This window comes from Symplocastrum torsivum (assembly GCF_059505465.1).
Map to the genome: position 1 here is coordinate 1 of NZ_JCACKQ010000084.1, position 17965 is coordinate 17965.

Below are 17965 nucleotides of genomic sequence, written 5' to 3' on the forward strand. Positions count from 1 at the left end.
CCAAGACCCTTCACAGCCTGTAAGCCAAGACTCTTCACAGCCTGTAAGCCAAGACTCTTCACAGCCTGTAAGCCAAGACTCTTCACAGCCTGTAAGCCAAGACCCTTCACAGCCTTCAGATTCACCTGGATTCTACGATCCTTGCGCTCATGGAAACCAGTGTAGAAATGATCCTCCAACAATTGAAAAACAACTAGAAAAGGTAGGTGACAAACTAAATCCAAGCAATCCCGACTCCGCACCAAGAGAGCTAGGACGCAAACTCGACCCAACAAGTTGGTAGAAAATCTATGTTAGGTCTTGATCTTTATCAATAATGTTACGCCTGAAGAAATCCAAAAAATACAGATTTTCTAAATCTCCTTGAATTAGAGGATTTAGAAAGTCTGGTTCCCAAAAGTTGGTGGACTATGGAGACAAGATCTCTTTATTTGCATAATTCCTGAACCAATTTAAGCAAAATCACTAACTTTTAATCTGCTGAGACTTCAACGCTTCACCATCCAAGTACTGCTCATTGACTAGGCTCAGAATCTTTGTAATCTTCTCAGATCCATGACGCTTGTTGTAGTAAGTCTCAGCCTTGCTTGGGTCTTTAGAATTCTGCATTTCATACTTGCTATTGTGGCTAATCACCTCATCAGCATGAGCTTTTATCCAGTCCCCAACTATCAAACCATTGACCCCTGAAAGCTCTCTTAAAGCTTGGTTAGTGATTGCCAAGCGGTCATCTTCCCCAGTTGCTACCGTGTTGTTGTAGAGGCAGATAGCCTCATAGCTCCGTCTAATCTTCTCTTCAGAAGCTCCCTTGACCTTGGTTAACCACAAATCAGCATTAGACATTCCAGCCCAGTCAATCACCTCTTGTTCTTTGACAGGTGCCTGAGTTGTCGGCTTACTCTGACTGGCTTGCTGAGTCGTTGGAAAATTTGACAGCGCTTGCTCTATCTTCTGTGTAACCATCCGCTCGATCATTGCTTCCAGTTCGGTCTTGCTAACTGTGACCTGCTGATTTTGAACCTGTAACATTTCCTCTTTCTCCTTCTGTAACTGGTTAATTTGTGTCTTGGCTTCTAATAATTGCTTTGCTAACTCAGCAATCTTCTCTTGAGACTCGATTAGACGAGTAACAACACTTTGCTGATTGGGAAGCTCCCAGTCTTGCTGTAATTTTTTGAGAGGCTCCAAGTCGAACTCATTGATTCTGATTGAGGTAGTTTTCTCCTTCTCTGGAGCCGTGGGAAATAAAACGGGCTTAGTGGTGAAATAGTCGGCATAGCCTAAGCTTGTTGCTATGTTCTGTAACTCTTTGTCCGTGGGATTCTCTTTGACGAAGTGACCCAATAGACGGGCATAATGCAGCATCTTGGAACCTACGGAGCGACCGCAATCTCTCTCAGTTGCCAGCGCTCCGTAGGCGGCTCTTAGCGCTTTGCAGTTGTCTTGTTCTTCCTCGTAACGAAAAGCCAGAACGGGTTCTTTCTCACCTTTATCGCCAAAATACTCACGAACTACTCGATTCAATGAACCATTGCGACGACTATCAATTGATTGATTCTGAGCCGCTAAATCGTTGGGGAAGTCGTTAGCGACTTCTCTAAGTAAGACTCTTGTACTGCCTTCTCTACGCAAGCGATAAAGGCACTTGATGATGTACTCACCAGGGTAAAGCGTTGCGATCGGGAATACTGGCTTGTCACCTCTCTTCTTACCTTGACCCTCAAACTGAACCTGATAGGCTTGCCCCTCAATCGGGGCAAACTTGGCACGGGCGATTATCTCATGGGGTCTTCTACCAGTTGCGGCAATGATGCCAACGGCTAACTTATGGGGGTCAGCACTTTCGAGTAATTGTCCTGTGACTTCTAGGTATGCCTCTGGGTCTATCTCCTGATCATTGCCTAAACGACCGATGACCCGTGTTGTTTCGTTGCGTTGCTTCCAGTGGTCACGATCTAAGCCACACATCAGCACAGCATAGTGCTTTAGTTCTTGACCTTTGACGTTACCATTCTCATCATGTTTGGCGATCGCTTCTGCGTTCAAGCCTTGCTCTAATTTGATGCTCTTAAATTTCTTGTAGAAGCCATAGCGACTTAGTACCGTTCCTAAAGACTTTTGGCTGTAACTGGTGTTTGTGTTTACCCACTCATTGAAGCGATCGCAGTAGGGCTTAATTTCTTCCAAGCTCTTAAGGTCTTTGGTTGCCTCAAATAGCTGGTCTATTTGCTTCTGTAGTGCTTTAGACATTTGTGGTTAGTTCCTTTTTGTAACCTGTTATCAGTCTAGCTAACTGGTTAGGGAGTGTCAATAACTTGTTAGAGTTTTCTGTAACTTGTTATTCGCTAGGATAAAAGGGCAAACCAGACACATTCCATAAGAAAACCCCTAAACTTTGCGGTAGTTAGGGGTTTTCGAGTATTAAAAGAAGTAAATATCTAGAATTTGGTCAACTTCCTATACAACGAAGTTGAAATCAAGTCCTAAGAGGATTTCCGAACCTGATCTATCTTGTGCAACGGCAATCAAATCACCTTGGTAGTAAATTCCTGTGTCTAGGGCATCACTTCCAAACCAATTAAAAGTTCCCAGAGAGTAGTCACTTATACCGCCATGTGCTTCAAATTTATCGCTCTCTAAGTAGTTAAAATCTGTGATCAGAGCATAGCCATCCGCTCCGTAGAGACCTCCATACAAGTAGTAGGCATCACCATAACTTCCAATCTTAAAGGTATCTGCACCACCACCACCCGTTAAAGTGTCATACTCATTGCTCGAACCATAACCATATCCATTGAGAACATCATTGCCTTCACCACCCGATAAAGAATCACTGCCTTCATCACCCCATAAAAAGTTATCAGAACTATTTCCTGTCATAGTATTGTCAAGATTATTACCGTTGGCACCATAGGCATTACCAATCAGCGTAATGTTCTCAACATTGGCATCTAGACCCGAAAAGTTGGCTGATGTGAAGACTGTATCAATTCCTTCGTTGGCGTTCTCGTACACACCGTCAACGTAAAATTCCTCTTGAGCGTCAACATAGTAAATATCGTCGCCTGCACCACCATACATTTGATCACCTCCTGGGTAATCATTTGTACCGCCATCTAAAATGTCGTTACCTATTCCGCCATACAGATAATCGTTGCCATACTCGCCAAGTAGATAATCATCACCATCTCCGCCATACAGCTCATCGTTGCCGTTCCAACCAGCCAACTCGTCATTCCCGTTGCCGCCATAAAGTATGTCGGCACCATTTCCAGCCCACAGTGTGTCATGACCCTCCTCACCATATAAGATGTCATTTCCTCCCCAACCAACGAGAAAATCATTCCCATCCCATCCGTAAACAACGTCATCTCCCTCATCAGCGAAAATGTAATCGTCTGAAGGATCTAGTGGATCGATGGTTTCGCTTGCGGGTGTTCCGGAATAAGTACCCATATCATTCTCCTTGTTAATTTTGCTGAGTTCTACATTTGGGCTGAGGGTTAAACTTCTTTGTCTTTCCTCTATCTATCACTCAGCTCAAAAAGCCTCTTTTATGCATGACTTAGGCAAATTTCACTTTTACGATCTAGCCTTTAACCAAAGCCCTTGCTTGATTTCCCCTCTGTCACTGTTATGACTTGAGCCTTTGTAATCGCTTACTGTATGTCATTGTTCATATTCAATATCCAGTGTTTAGATGTCTCAAATTTGGTCAATCTTCAGTTACCTTTGAGCCGTTGCTTCACTGACGCTGGCAGCGGCAAGAGTAAGCCATCAAGTAATAGATGATTTAAGGCTGATAGCTCGACTCCGAGAAAGAACGCGATCGCCTTTTGCCAACCGATAGCCCACTCAACTTGCTGCAAGCCTGGAAAGATGACCCACAACGGCAAGAGCAAAGCGGCAAGATATAGCAACCGGATAGTTGAGCCGACGATAACGCCGTGAGATAGCCAATGTCGATGGCAGGGGATGAGCTTCTGATAGGGAATCCAGATCCACCTCAACCAACCCCAACGTTTATAAGGCTTGCTCACTAAATCCAGATCTGGACTGAGATAAAGACCTGCTACCATATGAGCCGCCGCTGCCACTATTCCCAGTTCGAGGGAGTGAGAAACACCAATGATTCCAATGATGGGAGTAGTGAAGAGGATTGAGCGATCGTGATTTTTACCGCTTGCCATTACCCTCCCATCTCCTTGATTCTCGATTCAAGGTTTTTATACTCTTCATGGTTTGTCGTCTTCAAATTTAATCCCATCTGAAAGAGTCTTATCTTAAGCAGTGTTAGATTCGTTTTTAGTTGTGCCTCACTAATTACTTTTTCGTTCTCAGCAAGCTTTTTGTTTAGGTCATTCATTGTCACCTCAGATTAATAGTTATTCGCCTTCTGTATAGCGCTTGCCACAGTCTTTACAGTGGTATCTTTGCCGTCCTTGATACTTGCCATCTTTCTTGCGATTGGTGCTATTGCAGCCCGGACACCCAGACCCTACATACCCGGATTGCGGCTCTATTGCGGCTCCACTGGGGTTACGTGTTTTCAATGGTTCTAGCGTCTTATCTGGGCTGTCTGGAGCTACTGACACCACGGCTGGCGCTAGCTCTTGCTGTTGTTGGAGCTGGTCAAGAGTATAGGTTCCGAAGGCTGGTAGCTCGATGAAATAGGGCTTTTTATTAGGTTCAATAACCAAGGCAAAGCGGTAGGCTTGAGGGTCAGTTTTTTCTAACCCTAGCTCATCATTTTTGAGTTTACAGAACTCGGTGATTCTATCAGCAGTTTGCTTTAACTTGGACTGCTCATCATGGGTAAAACGATTAGAGTTTGTAATCGCATCGTAAGCATTTGCCCCAATGTGGACATTGACCGCGCTATTCCAATCACTTCTATCCATCCCTGGATATTCTGAAACATTGGCATTCTGACCAATAAAGATAGCGCCTAAGTTTTGGTGCGAGGCTTGCTTAATGATGAAGTTGACGTTTCCACCAATGACCGCTTTTTTCCCTTTGGTATGAGACATTGTTGAGTCCACTTCATCAAAGACTGATAGCTCAAAAGTGTCTCTAGATTCATCCCCATTGGCTCTAGCGTCCACCCGCTTAGCTAGTGATTCAATGCCTTTCTCAGAGTCCTTGTGAGACGTTCCGACAGTGGGGAGTGTCCAGTAGTTCTTAACTGAATCATGCTGTGGATTGTAGAGTTTGGGAACACCGGAACGATGCTTCAGGATGACTACAGCCAAATTTTCAGCAGTTGGACTCTTGCCGCTCTCACTTCCTCCAGTGAGCCGAACTCTTGACCAACCTTTGACGGTCTGCTCAAACTGACTTGCTGGAATCCATAGGCGATCGATGTCCTTGCTGTCTGCTTTGGGCTTTTTTGATAGGGCAACGCTAACGCTCACTAGACCGCTCTCAGGATCTAGCTTGAACTGGGGAGAGTTCAGTGTGTGTGATAAGGCTTGCAGACGGTCTGAATGCTCGTTCAACTCATCCACCATGATCAGCCGTTGGTTGCGATCAGTGAAAAACCAGAGGGTTGCCTCATATCCTTGGTAATCACTTCCAGCCCTATCCAGGATGACTCCTAGCGCTTCAAAGTAGCGAGTGAAGATATTGCTTACCTTCATATCCTGCCTAGTCGCTGGACGGTATTCTAGAGGCTTGCTGAGTCGGCTTACTTTCTCCTCTAGTTCCTTGACCTTCATCCGAAGCCTAAGAAAAAACTCTTCATCTTGAGTAACTTGGCTCTCCATGCCCTCAGCGATCGCCAGCGTTGATTGAAAGCGATTGTTCAAGTCAAGCCTGAATTCTTGGAGCATTGCCTCATACTTGGCAACCAATCCTTGAACTTTGTCACGAGGGACTAGATCGGATTCTCGCCACTCCTCAAGAATTTCGCTTACCTCTTGTAGCTCTAACTGAGTTTCTTGGTTGCTGAGTTTGGCGATTGCCTGGATTGCTTTGGTCTTGACGTTGGTCAAGTCATCATTGACGCAGTAGTAGAGACTTAGCAGATCACCTAAGCTATTCCACTTTCTAGGAGTTTCGGCAAGCTTCACTCCATAGTCACTAAGCAGGTCTTGAGCTTCACTCAACAACGCATCTAGGCGATCGGTTAGCTTTGGGTATTGCTCACGCTTAGTAGTAGCCAGTGACGTGATTTTGATATCCCACTCGCCTAACGCTTCCTCTACAGCAGTTCTCGCCAAGTCAATGAGACGGTCTAACTCACCCGTTACCCGCTCTATGTGTTGCCGCAGTTGTTGATTCTGACTCGTTAGCGCCTCAGCATGATTTTGGACTCTAGACAGTTCTAATGTGTGAGATTCCTTGTCTGATTCAAGACTTTTTACGTTAGAGCGTAAGCCGTTAACAGTTACTTTCAGGTTATTAGCGGCGGCTGTCTGGGTAAGAATTTCATCTTCTTTTGCTGACACTTCAGCCCGATGCTGAGTTGTCATTGCGTCGATTTGTTCGTTGACTATTTGGAGATGCTTCTTTTTCGTGACTACTGACGCAGTGAACGCTCCCAGTCCGCTTCCAATTCCGATATATCCCACACCTTGAACTGGCGTAAGTAGTAACAATCCACTAACCAGCACTCCACCCAAACTGAGAACACCGATAAAGTCTGTAGCGCTATTAAATCTATCTTCTAGTGACATTGGCTTTTCTCCTGAAAGGAATCCCCTAGACCAAGCCAGGGGATTGTTAACAAACGTGGTTTAGTTCAGGTCTTCTAACTCTTGCCGGAAGTTTTGGGAGAGCTGTAGCAGCTTAGGCTCTAACGCTTCCTTGGCTTTTGTTGCTTCAATCTTCAGACTGCTGATTTGAGACTGCTTAAGGCTTTTTCGTGCTGCCCATTCGTCATCAATCAAGGGCGTAATGCTTTGCATCCCTGCTAAGGTTTTTTGCCCTTGCACTAACCGCTCTTGCGCTTGGTCGAAGCGATTAATTGCAATGTCTCGGTTAACTTCTGCTGTCTGATAGCCGATGTACTTGCTTTCGTTGTTTACGCCAGTCGTCGCGTAATCAATCGCCAGTCCTTCAAGCTTCAGGTACTCATTGCCAGCTCGGACAACATCCTGATTTAAGCCAATGTTCGCGCTAACAACTTTGATAGTTTGGCGCTTCTCTTCGATGCTGGTAATCATCTCATCAGCTTGTTCCTTCGTCGTTCTGGGCAGTGAGGAAGAATCACTGAAGAGGTCTGATGCAAAATAGCTATTCACATCAAAACTTGGGAGGCTCAAGCCGTGGTTAACTTGGGAGATTCCCGTGTAAGACTGAGATTGTTTTGGTGTGGTGGACGTTGCTCCGTTGGACGCTACAGCGGTTGATGAGCCGTTAGAAGGGGCAACCAATGACGCGGCAATTGCTAAAGGATCTAGTTTGTCTTTGGGTGCTGAGTCAGTCTTAGGTTTTCTCGTTTTGCGCTCGGATGCTGGGGTAGTATTCCTTGGTTTCCCGCCTAATGGACGGCTTTTGTGGATGAGCTTTCTAGGTGGCATGGGAGTATTTCTCCTACAGGTTATTAGCCAGCCGTAATCTAATCAACGGCTGGCAGTACGTGACGTTATTTAGTCGGAGTAGCTGTCTATGTCTTGGAGGATTGCGGCGGCTTCTCCCACAGCGGTAACGGCATCAGCGAGACTGGTTGCCAGTTGTGGCACTCGCGAATATCCTTGAGCAGTTGAGAGGGCAGATTCAAGCCGATTCTTGCACTCTATGACGACTTCAGAAAGGTAGCTTTCATCGGCGGCGGTAAAGGGTTTCTTGGTGTGTTGTTGCTGCATCACTACCCCTTCAGTCGTGGTTGGATGCTGCTAACCTGTTTGCTTGAGCCGTCGTCATAATTGACGGTCACAGTCACATTGACCCAAGCATCGTTTTTGCTTGTGGATTGGTTACTTGAGGTGATTTGACGGTCTGACATAATAGGTGGTGATTCCTTTCAGTAGGTTGTTTGGAGTCAGAGGGCGATCGCGCTTACTTTGGACGGGAAGGCGATCGCTTGTCTATTAGTCATTAAGGACGCTAGCCGCTTGTTCAATCAGCATCGTGGCTTTGCTATTCTCGAACTTCAAATCAATCTGAGTTGCAAATGCGTCAACGATTTCGGCAGGCTGAAAACCATTTTTGAGTAATATATCAATGGTTTCGCCGAGGATGTGTTGAACGATGTCTTGCTGGGCAAGACGGATGATTTCTTGAACCTCGGAGTAGGGGTAGTGACCGAATTTAGCGATATCTTGGTATTTTCGACTGATTCAGAATACATTTGTTTTTCCTCGATAGGGTGGACGTTAGCGGATAGCAACACAAAAGGCAGCGGCAAAGTTTTGGTCTGTTGGGTCAAAGTCGAGCGGTTGAAATAGGAAAGACTTAAGACGGCTGAATAGTTTCACTTGGGATTTACTCTCTTGGAACTGCTCTAAATGTTGATAGTAATCTTCAAAGTCAATTTGCAGATGAGAGCCAAATTTCTCGAACTCTTGGATTGATTCACTCTCGACAAGACTGGAAACTAAACACCGAAGGCGGCTCTCATCTCCGTCAAGTTCTTGTCGAATGAGGCGAAAAAATCAGAAGTTTCCTTTTCTCTTGCAGAAGATGCTTGGAGTAACGCAACCTTAATCAGATTGTCATCACCCGATGATTGCTGGTTATGGTCGCTAATCAGCTTCAGCAAGATGTCTAAACGCATTTGACGAAGCTTGCTGAGGGCTTGCTGTAACTCTGTCGCAGTAGCAAAAGTGTCTTGAGCTATGTAATTGAGAATTGCGGTTTTTGTCTCTATGTTCTCCCGTCCAAACTGCATCTCTACCGCCTCTTTAATTTGTTGCTGAGTGAGGTTCATAGCGCCTTCAGAAGGGAGAGAGAGGTCTGAGCGATTAGATGTAGCTAAATCGCCTTTAGGTGTCTCTTGAGCGGGTACAGGTTGAGTCATTTGTTGGGATTCCTCTGTTGGTTGTAAAGCTTGCTCGGTTGTAGCCAGTTGACTGTTGTCGGGTTCATAAGATGGCGCTTGATATTGAATTTCAAGCGTTTCTATAACTGCGCTCATCTCCTCTTCAGAGGGACTCTCAGGAGTAGTAACTACACTCTGATACACCTCTCTAACCTGAGATTTGCTAACGCTGATACCCTTGCGAGAAGCGCGTGTCTGAAGGCGTTTGATGTACTTATCCATGATCTTTTAGGCTCCTATTTTGGTACAGTTTGCAATTTTATAGATGAAAGCGTTGGTCAGCACTTTGGTAAGCTTTTCGGGGTAGTAATACCGTGTTTTCCTAAACCCACCTAAAGATTTGAACCAACGCGAGATAGTAGCCGGGTGAGGAGCAATGCCTTCTCTGTTAAGAATCTCCAAAATCTGATGACCTTTAATCTTTGAGGAGTTAGTAGCCAATAGCTTCTCAGCTTGCTGGTAACAATCAAAAACTTGGAGGATTCCTACAGATGATCTAGGGATTTCCTTGCGAAGCTTGGCAAAGAAGACCACGGTATCCGAGTTAACTTCCATTCCTGAATCAGCTAGCGTTCGCTTCACTGATGACCAATGAGTATCAGATACTCGTTTTCTCAGGAATGTCTCATAAGCGGTTCTTGCGTCCATTTCTCTAGTTGCAATACAAAATTTTGCTGAGTTTACCTTGCACAATGCCGTTGCACAGTTAAATTGCAGATGCGTGTTTAACGCAATTGCTTAGCTTGCGGATGCGTGAGCGTGACGCTGTGAACTGTTTGTATGTTGAGTTCCTTGCACCTCACGCACTGTACAGAGCATTAAGGGTTTTATTGCTTTTTAGGCTGTGCAATTTTGTGTCTACTTGTATGACACTAACACAAGTTCCCTCATTTGAGTATATACAGTTTTGAGTATTTGAGTACAATACTATTGGTACTGCTCTGATGGAAATGACACAATGATTGCTGTGTGTAGTTTTTGAAATATGACTGAAGACTTAGATAAAACCGTCAGAGTACAAGTACCTATGGCGGAAGAGCTTAGAAATAAGTTCAAATCTGTAACCGCAGCAGAGGGCAAAACAATGAGCGAAGTAATCCTAAATTTCGTTAAAGACTATGTAGAGGATAAAACCGAAGAAAAACAAGCTAAATCTAGTCGGCAACCATGACTAAACACAACACCAACAAAAATAAGCAGCCTTCTGCTAACTCAACGAATCTTCCGCCCAAACTTCCCGGCACATCAGAGGCTTTGCAACGGGCGATACTCTTGCTTGGCAACCGTACAAAATCTGAATTGGGAGGCAAGTCTAGACAAGAACTACAAGACCTGATTGGCGCTTACCCTGCCAGCGAACAGGCTGCATTATGGAAGAAAAATTTAAAGCAATTGGCACGAGGGGAATGACGCTCTATCAATACCCTGAAAATCTTTCTACCAGGTAAAGCGATCGCGCTCAACCTAGAACAGTGCGATCGCTACGCATGATCTGCAACGCGCTTGCTAAGTAAGTGACTTGTAGATCTAAGGATCGAATAATATCTGCTGTAAGCAACCTTTTGCAACTTCTAAGTTCTCAACACAATTGACGTATGAAAGATGAACTAAAAACTCAATTCACTTTGAGCCTGAAAGATTGCATTGAATTGATAAGGGATCTACCCGATTACCTTTTAGAGCATCGTCATGGTATTCGATTGAGTTTCAAACATCTTGGCGAAGATGGGAAACTTTTCAAAGGAATCAGAGAAATGTACAGAGCAGAAGCCTCGTGGTTGCAGTATTCCCTCTTAAGTGAAACCCAGCATCTACCGGAACTGACCTTTACATCGAAAGCCCTGTACAAACCGCTTGCAGAGAAAGCAAAAAATTTCTACGACCTGGCTTCGGAAGTTTTTTTGCGATTGGATACCCAAAAACAAGAGGAAATATCCTCTCATGCTGTCTGGATGACTCTGTGTGAAACCGAGATATGTGAAACCATTCTGAAAAATAGTGGCTTTATCGATACGGCTAAACCTATAGGAAAAGCCAAGCTGTCGCAAGAAAATAATGAATACTACACAACTCTCGAACAGGTATCAAAACTTCAATTTGGGTACACGCCACAACAAACACCGATTAACGCGCTGGAATCAACCGCTGCCTTCATTGCCCAAGATGATATAGAGTTTCGGCAGAAACATTACACAAAATACCTTAAAGCACAAAAAAGCTACTTCGACAAAATGAGGCGATCGCCGCTTCTAGTTAGCTTTTTAAACGCAGAAGGTAACTTGGAGGTTATGGGACGAGGGAAGGATACCCGAAAGTCAAAGGGGTTTTGTAAAGATTGATCGATTAAATGTACAAAGCTTGCAACCCTTGCCAGCAGCGAATTAATGTGAATTTATTCAATCAAGAAAAATCGTGACAAACCCACTAACTCTTGTAAAAAAGCTTGACAAACCCAGTGTTGCTGCACATCCTAAACGTCGGCAGATAAAATCCCGCCAACAACGACGACAAGAGGAACGCGATCGCGTCAAAGCTAACAAACTTAACCGAAAGAAAAACGATCTGCTGTCTGCTTAAGCCTGCAAGCGCTTTAATTACCTCTACTTGAAGTCTTCGTTTGCGCTCAATGGTGAGAGGTGGAACTCTTACCGAACTCGCTCGACAACAGACCGAGTCTGATATAGATAACTTCAAGGTTAACAGGTATACCTATATCGCGTGTAGGTGCAAAAAGCAGATAGATCCCCCCACAAGCACGTAAGAAGGATCTATTTATGTCAAATATCCGTAACCCAATTGTCGCACAAATGCGACAACCCAGGCAATCTGAGAGTCTATCTCAGGGGAGATCGCTACAGAACATCTGCCCTCACTGCCAAAGTTCAAGTCTCATCATCGGCGCCGGTAAAAAGCCAGGTGAAGAGAGCCGACGCTGTGGAGATTGCAAAACTTTTCTAGGGTATTCGCCATTACCAAAGCTCAAAAAAGCGCGGAAGCGTAAAGAGCTTACTAATTGCCTTGAAATCCTTGAAAAGCAAGGTATTCGAGGAGAAGAATTAACGATTTTCACGCTCTCACTCGCAAATGATGGGGGTGAAGCATGAGTCTCACACCCAGCAGAAAACACAACGCTTGCCCCATTTGCGAAAACACCTCAGGCAAATGCCGACAGAGTAGAGAAGACGCTGACTACTGGCAGTGCATGACCTACGCTGATGCTAGAAAAGGCGAGGTTATCAGCGGCTACAAGTGCTTAGGTCATTCAAAAAATAGCCTTTGGGGTCAATTCCGGATTGACAACTCTCAAGAGTGGAGTGACCAACAAAGGTTTGAATGGAAACAACGCAATCAACAACGCCAGCTACAGCAAATCGGGGAGGATGATGAGCGGCGACGGCGATCTTTGTCGGTAATTCAGCGTGATAAGCAGTATCGAGAAATATTAGCTCAACTCACGTTACACCCAGATGATAGAGCCGACTTAGTAAGGCGTGGCTTCAGCGGCGAACAGATCGAGCTATGCGGATTCAAGTCAGTTGAGCGATACCAGCAACTTCAGAATCAATTTAACGAACTACTACCAGGGGTCACAGGTAATGGTAGGCGGTTGATTGTCTCTAGTGCGGGCTATCTCTGTCCAGTAAGAAACGCCGATGGTTTGGTTGTTGCGTGTCAAATTCGACTGCGGTCACTACCAACAAGTGAATCTAATCGCTACCGTTGGTTATCTGGTAATGGTCAAACACTTCACCTCTACCCTGATGGTGGTAAACCAGATGGTGAATTACCGTTAGCTGTCCATCTTCCCCAAAAGCTAAGTAAGTTTGCGATCGGCATTTGTGAGGGAGTAGGATCTAAACCGTTTCTTGCTTCACAGCGATTAGGGATACCATTCGTTGGAGCCGCTGGAGGACAACACGCCAGTAGTCCAGGCATCCTTAAAACCTCATTAGATCAACTACAGGACTCGAATTTTGCGGAATATCAATCGCTATCCCAAATAGAAATCCTAGTAACACCTGACGCTGGTGACACTCTTAACCCCAGTGTGATGAGGCGTTGGCGGTCAGTCGTTGACCTGTTACAGGGGTGGAATTATCCTGTCAAGTTTGCGTGGTGGGGTCAAGTTGATAAGAGTCACGCCGACATTGACGAATTAGCGGATCTTAGCGCGATTAGCTACATTACTCCTGATGAGTTTTGGGCGATCGGCAAGAAAGAATCTAAACCACTCCAGACCGTTAAAACTACAGGACAGGGATTTGAACCAGAGCCACAGTGGAAGGTCAAGGCTAGGGCTGCATGGCGTAAAAATCGTCAGTTCTTCTCAGACATAAAAGAGTCAGGTCAGTGGTGTAATTTTGCCCGTCCTGGTGCCAATACAATCGCATTCTTTAAAGCTGGTCTAGGTCGCGGCAAGACTACACGATTAAGAGCCTGGGTAAAGGAGTGGAAGGCGACGGATGATGTCGGCTTCCTGTGTCTAGGGTATCGAAATACTTTGCTACTTCAGTTATGTGGAGATAAAAAAGGCTTAGGATTTCATCACCTACACCATCATTCTGGAATGGCGATGAAGTCAGCACCTTCTGAGGGCATTGCCCTATGTGTAGACAGCCTATGGCGCTTTTCACCCGAAGACTTTGACGACAAAATCATTATCCTTGATGAGGTTAAATCAGTCGTTAAACACCTTCTACACTCAAGCACGGTCAAGAGTCGAGACAAAATTATCAGCCTATTTGCTGAGGCAATTAGACGTGCTAGACAGGTGATTTGTCTTGACGGACTGATGGCTGATTGGGTTGTAGATTACCTACATTCCTTGGCACCTGAGAAGCAAATCATTAGGGCAGAAAACACCTATGTAGGAGAGAAGCCAAGACTTAATTTCTTGCTTGGTACAGTAGGGACTGACGATAAAGTCAAAGTTAACGACCGCTCACCTTGGCTTAAGTACCTGTTAGAAGAGTCTCCGATGCCTGCGGTATGCTCTGATAGCCAAGTGATGATTGAAGCGCTAGACGAGCTGCTAACCGCCAAGGGGTTGAAAGTTCTAAGAGTTGACTCGAAAACCGTAACAGAGCAGTACGTAAAGGATTTTCTACTGAACTGTGATGAGTATATTGAGCAATACAGACCAGATGTACTGCTTTACACCCCATCAGCCGAAAGTGGTGTAGATGTCTCGATTCCTAATCATTTCACACATCACTTTGCTTTCTTTTATGGTGTATTAGATGTAGATGGAATTCTGCAAATGATAGGCAGAATTCGAGACAACATCACCAAGTTTGTCTGGTGCCGAAGTTTTGTTGCAGATGATGAGAAGCAAAATTCAGGTTCGCCTTTCGTAGATCAGATCAGCAAATCAATCAATGAAATTCTCATCCAAGACATAGCAACCTCAGCCGATGGCGACAACTGGATAGATACAGTAGGCAATCACCTGAAGACGATTATCGCTAATAGCATTGATCACAACTTCCGCGCTAGCTGCATCATCAACTCAGTTCAGAACTATGAGAAAGCAAATCTCAGGGAGTGCCTAAGAGAAGTCTTGGTTCAGTCGGGCTATCGCGTTGTCGATTGCACCCTAGAGAGTCACGAGGATGCTAGCAAGAAAACCAAGGACGCAACCGAGGCAGTTAAGCGCCAAAACTGCGCTGATATCTTCCGCGCTGAGAAGATTGACCCTGAACTGGTAGACGAACTGAAGTTTGATGCCAGTTGGGAAGAACGGTGTGAAGTCATACAAGCAAAGCTGAGAGAAAGACTACCGGGGATTGATGATAGCCCGGTGTGGGATGAGGATTTTATTTACCTCGTGAGGTATGGCGATCGCAACTTCATCAACAACATAGAGAATTACTGGCTATTCACGCATCCTGATGTAGCTAAGCGGCAATCACAAGATAATTTACACTGGATGGCGCGACGGCTCCATACCTTCATCGGCAATGTTAAAAGTCGTTGGGCAAGAATACACGCACTTTTAGAAATGGATTTCGGGCGATTCCTGAACCCGGAGAAGGAATGGTCTAATGAAAGCCCAGAACTAATCGAGTTAGTCGCGCTGGGGAAGAAACATAGCAACGCACTCGGCAAACATCCAGGTAAGGCTACCCCAGTTCAGTTCCTAGGTAATCTTCTAGGTCTGTTTGGATTGAGACTGAAGTTAAGAAAGGATCGCACTGGCACACGCTGCTATCGACTTAAAGAGGAAGTCATTAGCGACCCAATTCGACAACAGGTACTCACCTGTATTGAGGAAAAATTGACCCAGCCTAAAGAGAAAATCGACTGGGAATCGGCAATAAATGAGGCTCATGGCACCCAAACAGAAAAAACGGCTGAAACAGAGGCAGAGCAAGGGCTAGAGGTGACGGCACCCTCCCCTAATTTTCTATATAGAAATCAACTAGAGGGTGCCGTCAATAATTCAACTTTAAAAAGCCATGATTTGTATCAGGTTTTAGGGGGTGCGAGTGAGGTTGTTGAGCCGTTGACCGCTGCCGAAGTGGGCGGGGTGACTGAGGCTGTTGAGGGAATCAAGTTAGTTGAGTTGTTATCAGTGGTATCGACGGCTGAAGCGTTTGCCGCTGTGATTGAGGGATACTCTCAGGAGACGGTTCAAGACGCGATCGCGAGTCAAGACACGCAACCCAAGCGCCAGCAGTTAGCCCAGTGGTACGAGCAAGGGCAACTGGCAGCGACGGAAGTGCCAGCGGTGGAAGGCGTAGAGGAGGCGCTTACAACCCGACCAAGCCTTCAAGAGTATCAGCCAGGGCAAGAAATATGGGGGTATTTCCCTCAAAGCCAAGATAAATGGCTCAAGGGCATTGTCGAATGGGTTCGAGGGAACACAGTCCGGATTGTAAGCGGTTACTTTGGGGCTTTTGTTGAGAGTCCTGATGCGATCGCGCCCGGTGACTGGGTGCTGACGGGGTGAGGGCGTGACTATGAAAACCAATTCTCAGATATTCCTCACCTATAGCTGTCCTGAGTCGGGTTAATGTCGCAAAATAGCGCTGTAACGACATCTCTTAAAAACCTTACTCTCATTGATACTGAGAGATAATTGATCGTATCGTGTCGCAACAAAAATGTCGGATGTCGCAAAAACAACGACAATCTTCTAAAAAATCAAAACCAGACCAAATTGAGGCAGTAATCAGACTTCTCAACGCTGGTAAAACACAGACAGAAGCCGCTAAAACTCTGGGGATTAACCTTAGAACTGTTCAGAGATGGGTTGCTGACCCAGAGGTTAAACAGAGGTTAGTTGCGGCTCAAAGGGAGGTGAAGGCGATTGTCGCCTCTGACCCAGTAGTGATGAGTGTTACCGAAATTAGAGCGCAAGTTCAAGAAATCCTAGATTACAGGGATAGTCAGAGGAATTTTGCCTTAGAAATGGGTCGAGTTGTCCAGAAGGCTACCTTGATACTCTTAAATGCTGTAGAACGGCTTGAAGAAAATCCTGATGAAGTCACAATCAGAACAATTCCACAGCTAATGAGGGCTGTTACAGATGCCTCTGAGAAAGTTTCAAGTGCATGGGCTAGGACAACGGGATTAGACGATTTACTAGAGCAGATAAATGAGCCGAAAGCTATTAGAGAGGGGTCGTCGGAAGCTTGAGCGACAACTCCCACTCAATAATCAATTTGCTAAGAACAAAATAAATGAGAAGTCTGAAAAATCTAAGCTACCCATACCTGAGCGGTGGGAAGATTTTGCTAGGCTTTGCCGCATCCGCTCAGGTAACAAGGTCATCAACTTTGACCCATACAACTACCAAATCAAACTATCAGACGCGATCGATAACCACTTTGGTACAGTCGTCACCAAATCAAGGCAGCTAGGTATCACTGAAGCTGTAGCCTGTAAATTCTTACACAAAGCCTGTAAGAATCCTGGATACGCGGCTGTCATCCTGAGTAAGTCACAGGTTGATTCCAGCAACATTGCCAAGCGCATCAGGCGTATGGTGGACGGGCTAACAGACTATATCGACTTAGCTACCGATTCCTTAACAGACCTGCAAATCAAGAATGGTGGACGTTTAATCTTTCGTCCCAGTACGCCTAACGGTACTCGCGGTCTAGAATCAATTTCAGATGTCTTGTTCGACGAGGCAGGTTTTGTTGTCGATATTGAGCGCATCTACACCAGTACTTTGCCGGCAACAGAGATGGTAGGGGATGAGGCACGGATTGTTATTTTGTCCACACCTGCGGGAAGGTCTGGTTTTTATTGGGAACGATTGGCTAGTGGGAATCCGTCAGGAAAAGATATTGACAGTATTTGTGCAGCCATCAAAAGTGATCTGATTGCTCCCGCCCAGTTTTGGACTGACGAAAATCAGTGGTGTAAGGCTGTTCTACATTGGAAAGCTCACCCAATTTATACCAATATCCCTAATTATTTAGAGTCGATTCGTACCAAAAAGCAGCTTTCTCAATCAGCGGTAGAGCAAGAGTACAACCTTAGCTTTGAGGTATCAGAGGTTAATATCTTCTCACCTGATTTAGTACGAGCTTGTTCTATTGGAAGCTTTAGACCTCCAAATCTTTATAGAAATTCCTGGGTTGAAAGCTCGACTTACTACCTCGGTATCGACACCTCAACAACAGGCGATGACTATACCGTTGCTGTCGTTTTAGAGTGTACTCGTCAGTCGGCTAACTTAGTAGCAATGTATCGGGAGCGCAAGCATAGTCTGGATTACAACCTTACTCATATCAAAAAACTAATAGCAGATTACCGACCTCATAAAGTTGGTGTTGAGGTTACTGGTGGAGTCGGGCAAGTGTATCTTGAGGAGTTATCTAAGTTTGATTCCTCTCCCGAATTTGTAGCTATTCGTACTACCAAAGATTCAAAAGTTTCGATGGTAGATAGATTGTTACTTGCTTTAGAGCAAAAGTACTTAGGGCTTGCTGAATAAGTCAGAGGAAAACAACCGATGGATTAATTAGT

16 protein-coding genes and 1 pseudogene are annotated in these 17965 nt (G+C 45.2%); 9 read left to right on the plus strand and 8 right to left on the minus strand.

Annotated features, from left to right (window positions below; genetic code table 11):
* Window positions 1–283, plus strand: a 283-nt coding sequence (locus tag AC5JL3_RS22455) for a hypothetical protein (protein WP_496076597.1), incomplete at its 5' end; no start/stop codon positions are given.
* A gap of 182 nt (window positions 284–465) precedes the next feature.
* Here AC5JL3_RS22455 and AC5JL3_RS22460 read toward each other — a convergent pair.
* The 8 genes and pseudogenes from AC5JL3_RS22460 to AC5JL3_RS22495 form a co-directional block, all read right to left on the minus strand.
* Window positions 466–2250 carry a protelomerase family protein gene (locus AC5JL3_RS22460; RefSeq protein ID WP_496076598.1) on the minus strand — a complete coding sequence of 595 codons (1785 nt, stop codon included), beginning with the start codon at window positions 2248–2250 and terminating at the stop codon, window positions 466–468.
* A gap of 207 nt (window positions 2251–2457) precedes the next feature.
* Window positions 2458–3456: a calcium-binding protein gene (locus AC5JL3_RS22465; protein WP_496076599.1), complete on the minus strand. Its 999-nt coding sequence runs from the start codon at window positions 3454–3456 to the stop codon at window positions 2458–2460.
* 266 nt (window positions 3457–3722) lie between these two features.
* Window positions 3723–4190, minus strand: a complete 468-nt coding sequence (locus tag AC5JL3_RS22470) for a metal-binding protein (RefSeq protein WP_496076600.1) — start codon at window positions 4188–4190, stop codon at window positions 3723–3725.
* Between the two features lie 207 nt (window positions 4191–4397).
* Window positions 4398–4523: pseudogene (locus AC5JL3_RS22475) on the minus strand (transposase-like zinc-binding domain-containing protein); the annotation flags it as partial.
* 2214 nt (window positions 4524–6737) lie between these two features.
* The gene (locus AC5JL3_RS22480; protein WP_496076601.1) at window positions 6738–7523 is read right to left on the minus strand and encodes a hypothetical protein; all 786 of its coding nucleotides are present in this window, start codon (window positions 7521–7523) and stop codon (window positions 6738–6740) included.
* A gap of 69 nt (window positions 7524–7592) precedes the next feature.
* Window positions 7593–7808: a hypothetical protein gene (locus AC5JL3_RS22485; RefSeq protein WP_496076602.1), complete on the minus strand. Its 216-nt coding sequence runs from the start codon at window positions 7806–7808 to the stop codon at window positions 7593–7595.
* Between the two features lie 731 nt (window positions 7809–8539).
* Complete coding sequence (locus AC5JL3_RS22490) at window positions 8540–9205, minus strand: hypothetical protein (protein ID WP_496076603.1); 666 nt, start codon at window positions 9203–9205, stop codon at window positions 8540–8542.
* 6 nt (window positions 9206–9211) lie between these two features.
* Window positions 9212–9631 (minus strand): hypothetical protein, encoded by a 420-nt coding sequence (locus tag AC5JL3_RS22495; protein WP_496076604.1) that lies wholly within the window; start codon window positions 9629–9631, stop codon window positions 9212–9214.
* Window positions 9632–9968: 337 nt separating this feature from the next.
* Here AC5JL3_RS22495 and AC5JL3_RS22500 point away from each other — a divergent pair, with 337 nt between their 5' ends.
* The 8 genes from AC5JL3_RS22500 to AC5JL3_RS22535 all read left to right on the plus strand — a co-directional run bounded on the left by AC5JL3_RS22500 (window position 9969) and on the right by AC5JL3_RS22535 (window position 17933).
* Window positions 9969–10154, plus strand: a complete 186-nt coding sequence (locus AC5JL3_RS22500) for a hypothetical protein (protein ID WP_496076605.1) — start codon at window positions 9969–9971, stop codon at window positions 10152–10154.
* Window positions 10151–10393: a hypothetical protein gene (locus tag AC5JL3_RS22505; protein WP_496076606.1), complete on the plus strand. Its 243-nt coding sequence runs from the start codon at window positions 10151–10153 to the stop codon at window positions 10391–10393. Before AC5JL3_RS22500 ends, AC5JL3_RS22505 begins: the two co-directional genes overlap by 4 nt.
* A gap of 344 nt (window positions 10394–10737) precedes the next feature.
* Window positions 10738–11322 (plus strand): hypothetical protein, encoded by a 585-nt coding sequence (locus tag AC5JL3_RS22510; protein ID WP_496076607.1) that lies wholly within the window; start codon window positions 10738–10740, stop codon window positions 11320–11322.
* A gap of 73 nt (window positions 11323–11395) precedes the next feature.
* Window positions 11396–11560, plus strand: a complete 165-nt coding sequence (locus AC5JL3_RS22515) for a hypothetical protein (protein WP_496076608.1) — start codon at window positions 11396–11398, stop codon at window positions 11558–11560.
* Between the two features lie 197 nt (window positions 11561–11757).
* Entirely contained in the window at window positions 11758–12087 is a 330-nt protein-coding gene (locus AC5JL3_RS22520; protein WP_496076609.1) for a hypothetical protein, read from the plus strand.
* Window positions 12084–15935 (plus strand): plasmid replication protein, CyRepA1 family, encoded by a 3852-nt coding sequence (locus AC5JL3_RS22525; RefSeq protein ID WP_496076610.1) that lies wholly within the window; start codon window positions 12084–12086, stop codon window positions 15933–15935. The genes AC5JL3_RS22520 and AC5JL3_RS22525 overlap by 4 nt, the downstream gene beginning before the upstream one ends.
* Before the next feature lie 161 nt (window positions 15936–16096).
* Window positions 16097–16624 (plus strand): helix-turn-helix domain-containing protein, encoded by a 528-nt coding sequence (locus AC5JL3_RS22530; RefSeq protein ID WP_496076611.1) that lies wholly within the window; start codon window positions 16097–16099, stop codon window positions 16622–16624.
* Complete coding sequence (locus AC5JL3_RS22535) at window positions 16584–17933, plus strand: phage terminase large subunit family protein (RefSeq protein WP_496076612.1); 1350 nt, start codon at window positions 16584–16586, stop codon at window positions 17931–17933. The genes AC5JL3_RS22530 and AC5JL3_RS22535 overlap by 41 nt, the downstream gene beginning before the upstream one ends.
* Window positions 17934–17965: the final 32 nt, after the last annotated feature.

Coding starts and splice junctions, on each gene's coding strand:
- AC5JL3_RS22530 (WP_496076611.1), top strand. CDS start 16,097: ATGTCGCAAAAACAACGACAATCTTCTAAAAAATCAAAACCAGACCAA.
- AC5JL3_RS22485 (WP_496076602.1), bottom strand. CDS start 7,808: ATGCAGCAACAACACACCAAGAAACCCTTTACCGCCGCCGATGAAAGC.
- AC5JL3_RS22520 (WP_496076609.1), top strand. CDS start 11,758: ATGTCAAATATCCGTAACCCAATTGTCGCACAAATGCGACAACCCAGG.
- AC5JL3_RS22460 (WP_496076598.1), bottom strand. CDS start 2,250: ATGTCTAAAGCACTACAGAAGCAAATAGACCAGCTATTTGAGGCAACC.
- AC5JL3_RS22470 (WP_496076600.1), bottom strand. CDS start 4,190: ATGGCAAGCGGTAAAAATCACGATCGCTCAATCCTCTTCACTACTCCC.
- AC5JL3_RS22510 (WP_496076607.1), top strand. CDS start 10,738: ATGTACAGAGCAGAAGCCTCGTGGTTGCAGTATTCCCTCTTAAGTGAA.
- AC5JL3_RS22535 (WP_496076612.1), top strand. CDS start 16,584: ATGAGCCGAAAGCTATTAGAGAGGGGTCGTCGGAAGCTTGAGCGACAA.
- AC5JL3_RS22495 (WP_496076604.1), bottom strand. CDS start 9,631: ATGGACGCAAGAACCGCTTATGAGACATTCCTGAGAAAACGAGTATCT.
- AC5JL3_RS22525 (WP_496076610.1), top strand. CDS start 12,084: ATGAGTCTCACACCCAGCAGAAAACACAACGCTTGCCCCATTTGCGAA.
- AC5JL3_RS22500 (WP_496076605.1), top strand. CDS start 9,969: ATGACTGAAGACTTAGATAAAACCGTCAGAGTACAAGTACCTATGGCG.
- AC5JL3_RS22480 (WP_496076601.1), bottom strand. CDS start 7,523: ATGCCACCTAGAAAGCTCATCCACAAAAGCCGTCCATTAGGCGGGAAA.
- AC5JL3_RS22505 (WP_496076606.1), top strand. CDS start 10,151: ATGACTAAACACAACACCAACAAAAATAAGCAGCCTTCTGCTAACTCA.
- AC5JL3_RS22465 (WP_496076599.1), bottom strand. CDS start 3,456: ATGGGTACTTATTCCGGAACACCCGCAAGCGAAACCATCGATCCACTA.
- AC5JL3_RS22490 (WP_496076603.1), bottom strand. CDS start 9,205: ATGGATAAGTACATCAAACGCCTTCAGACACGCGCTTCTCGCAAGGGT.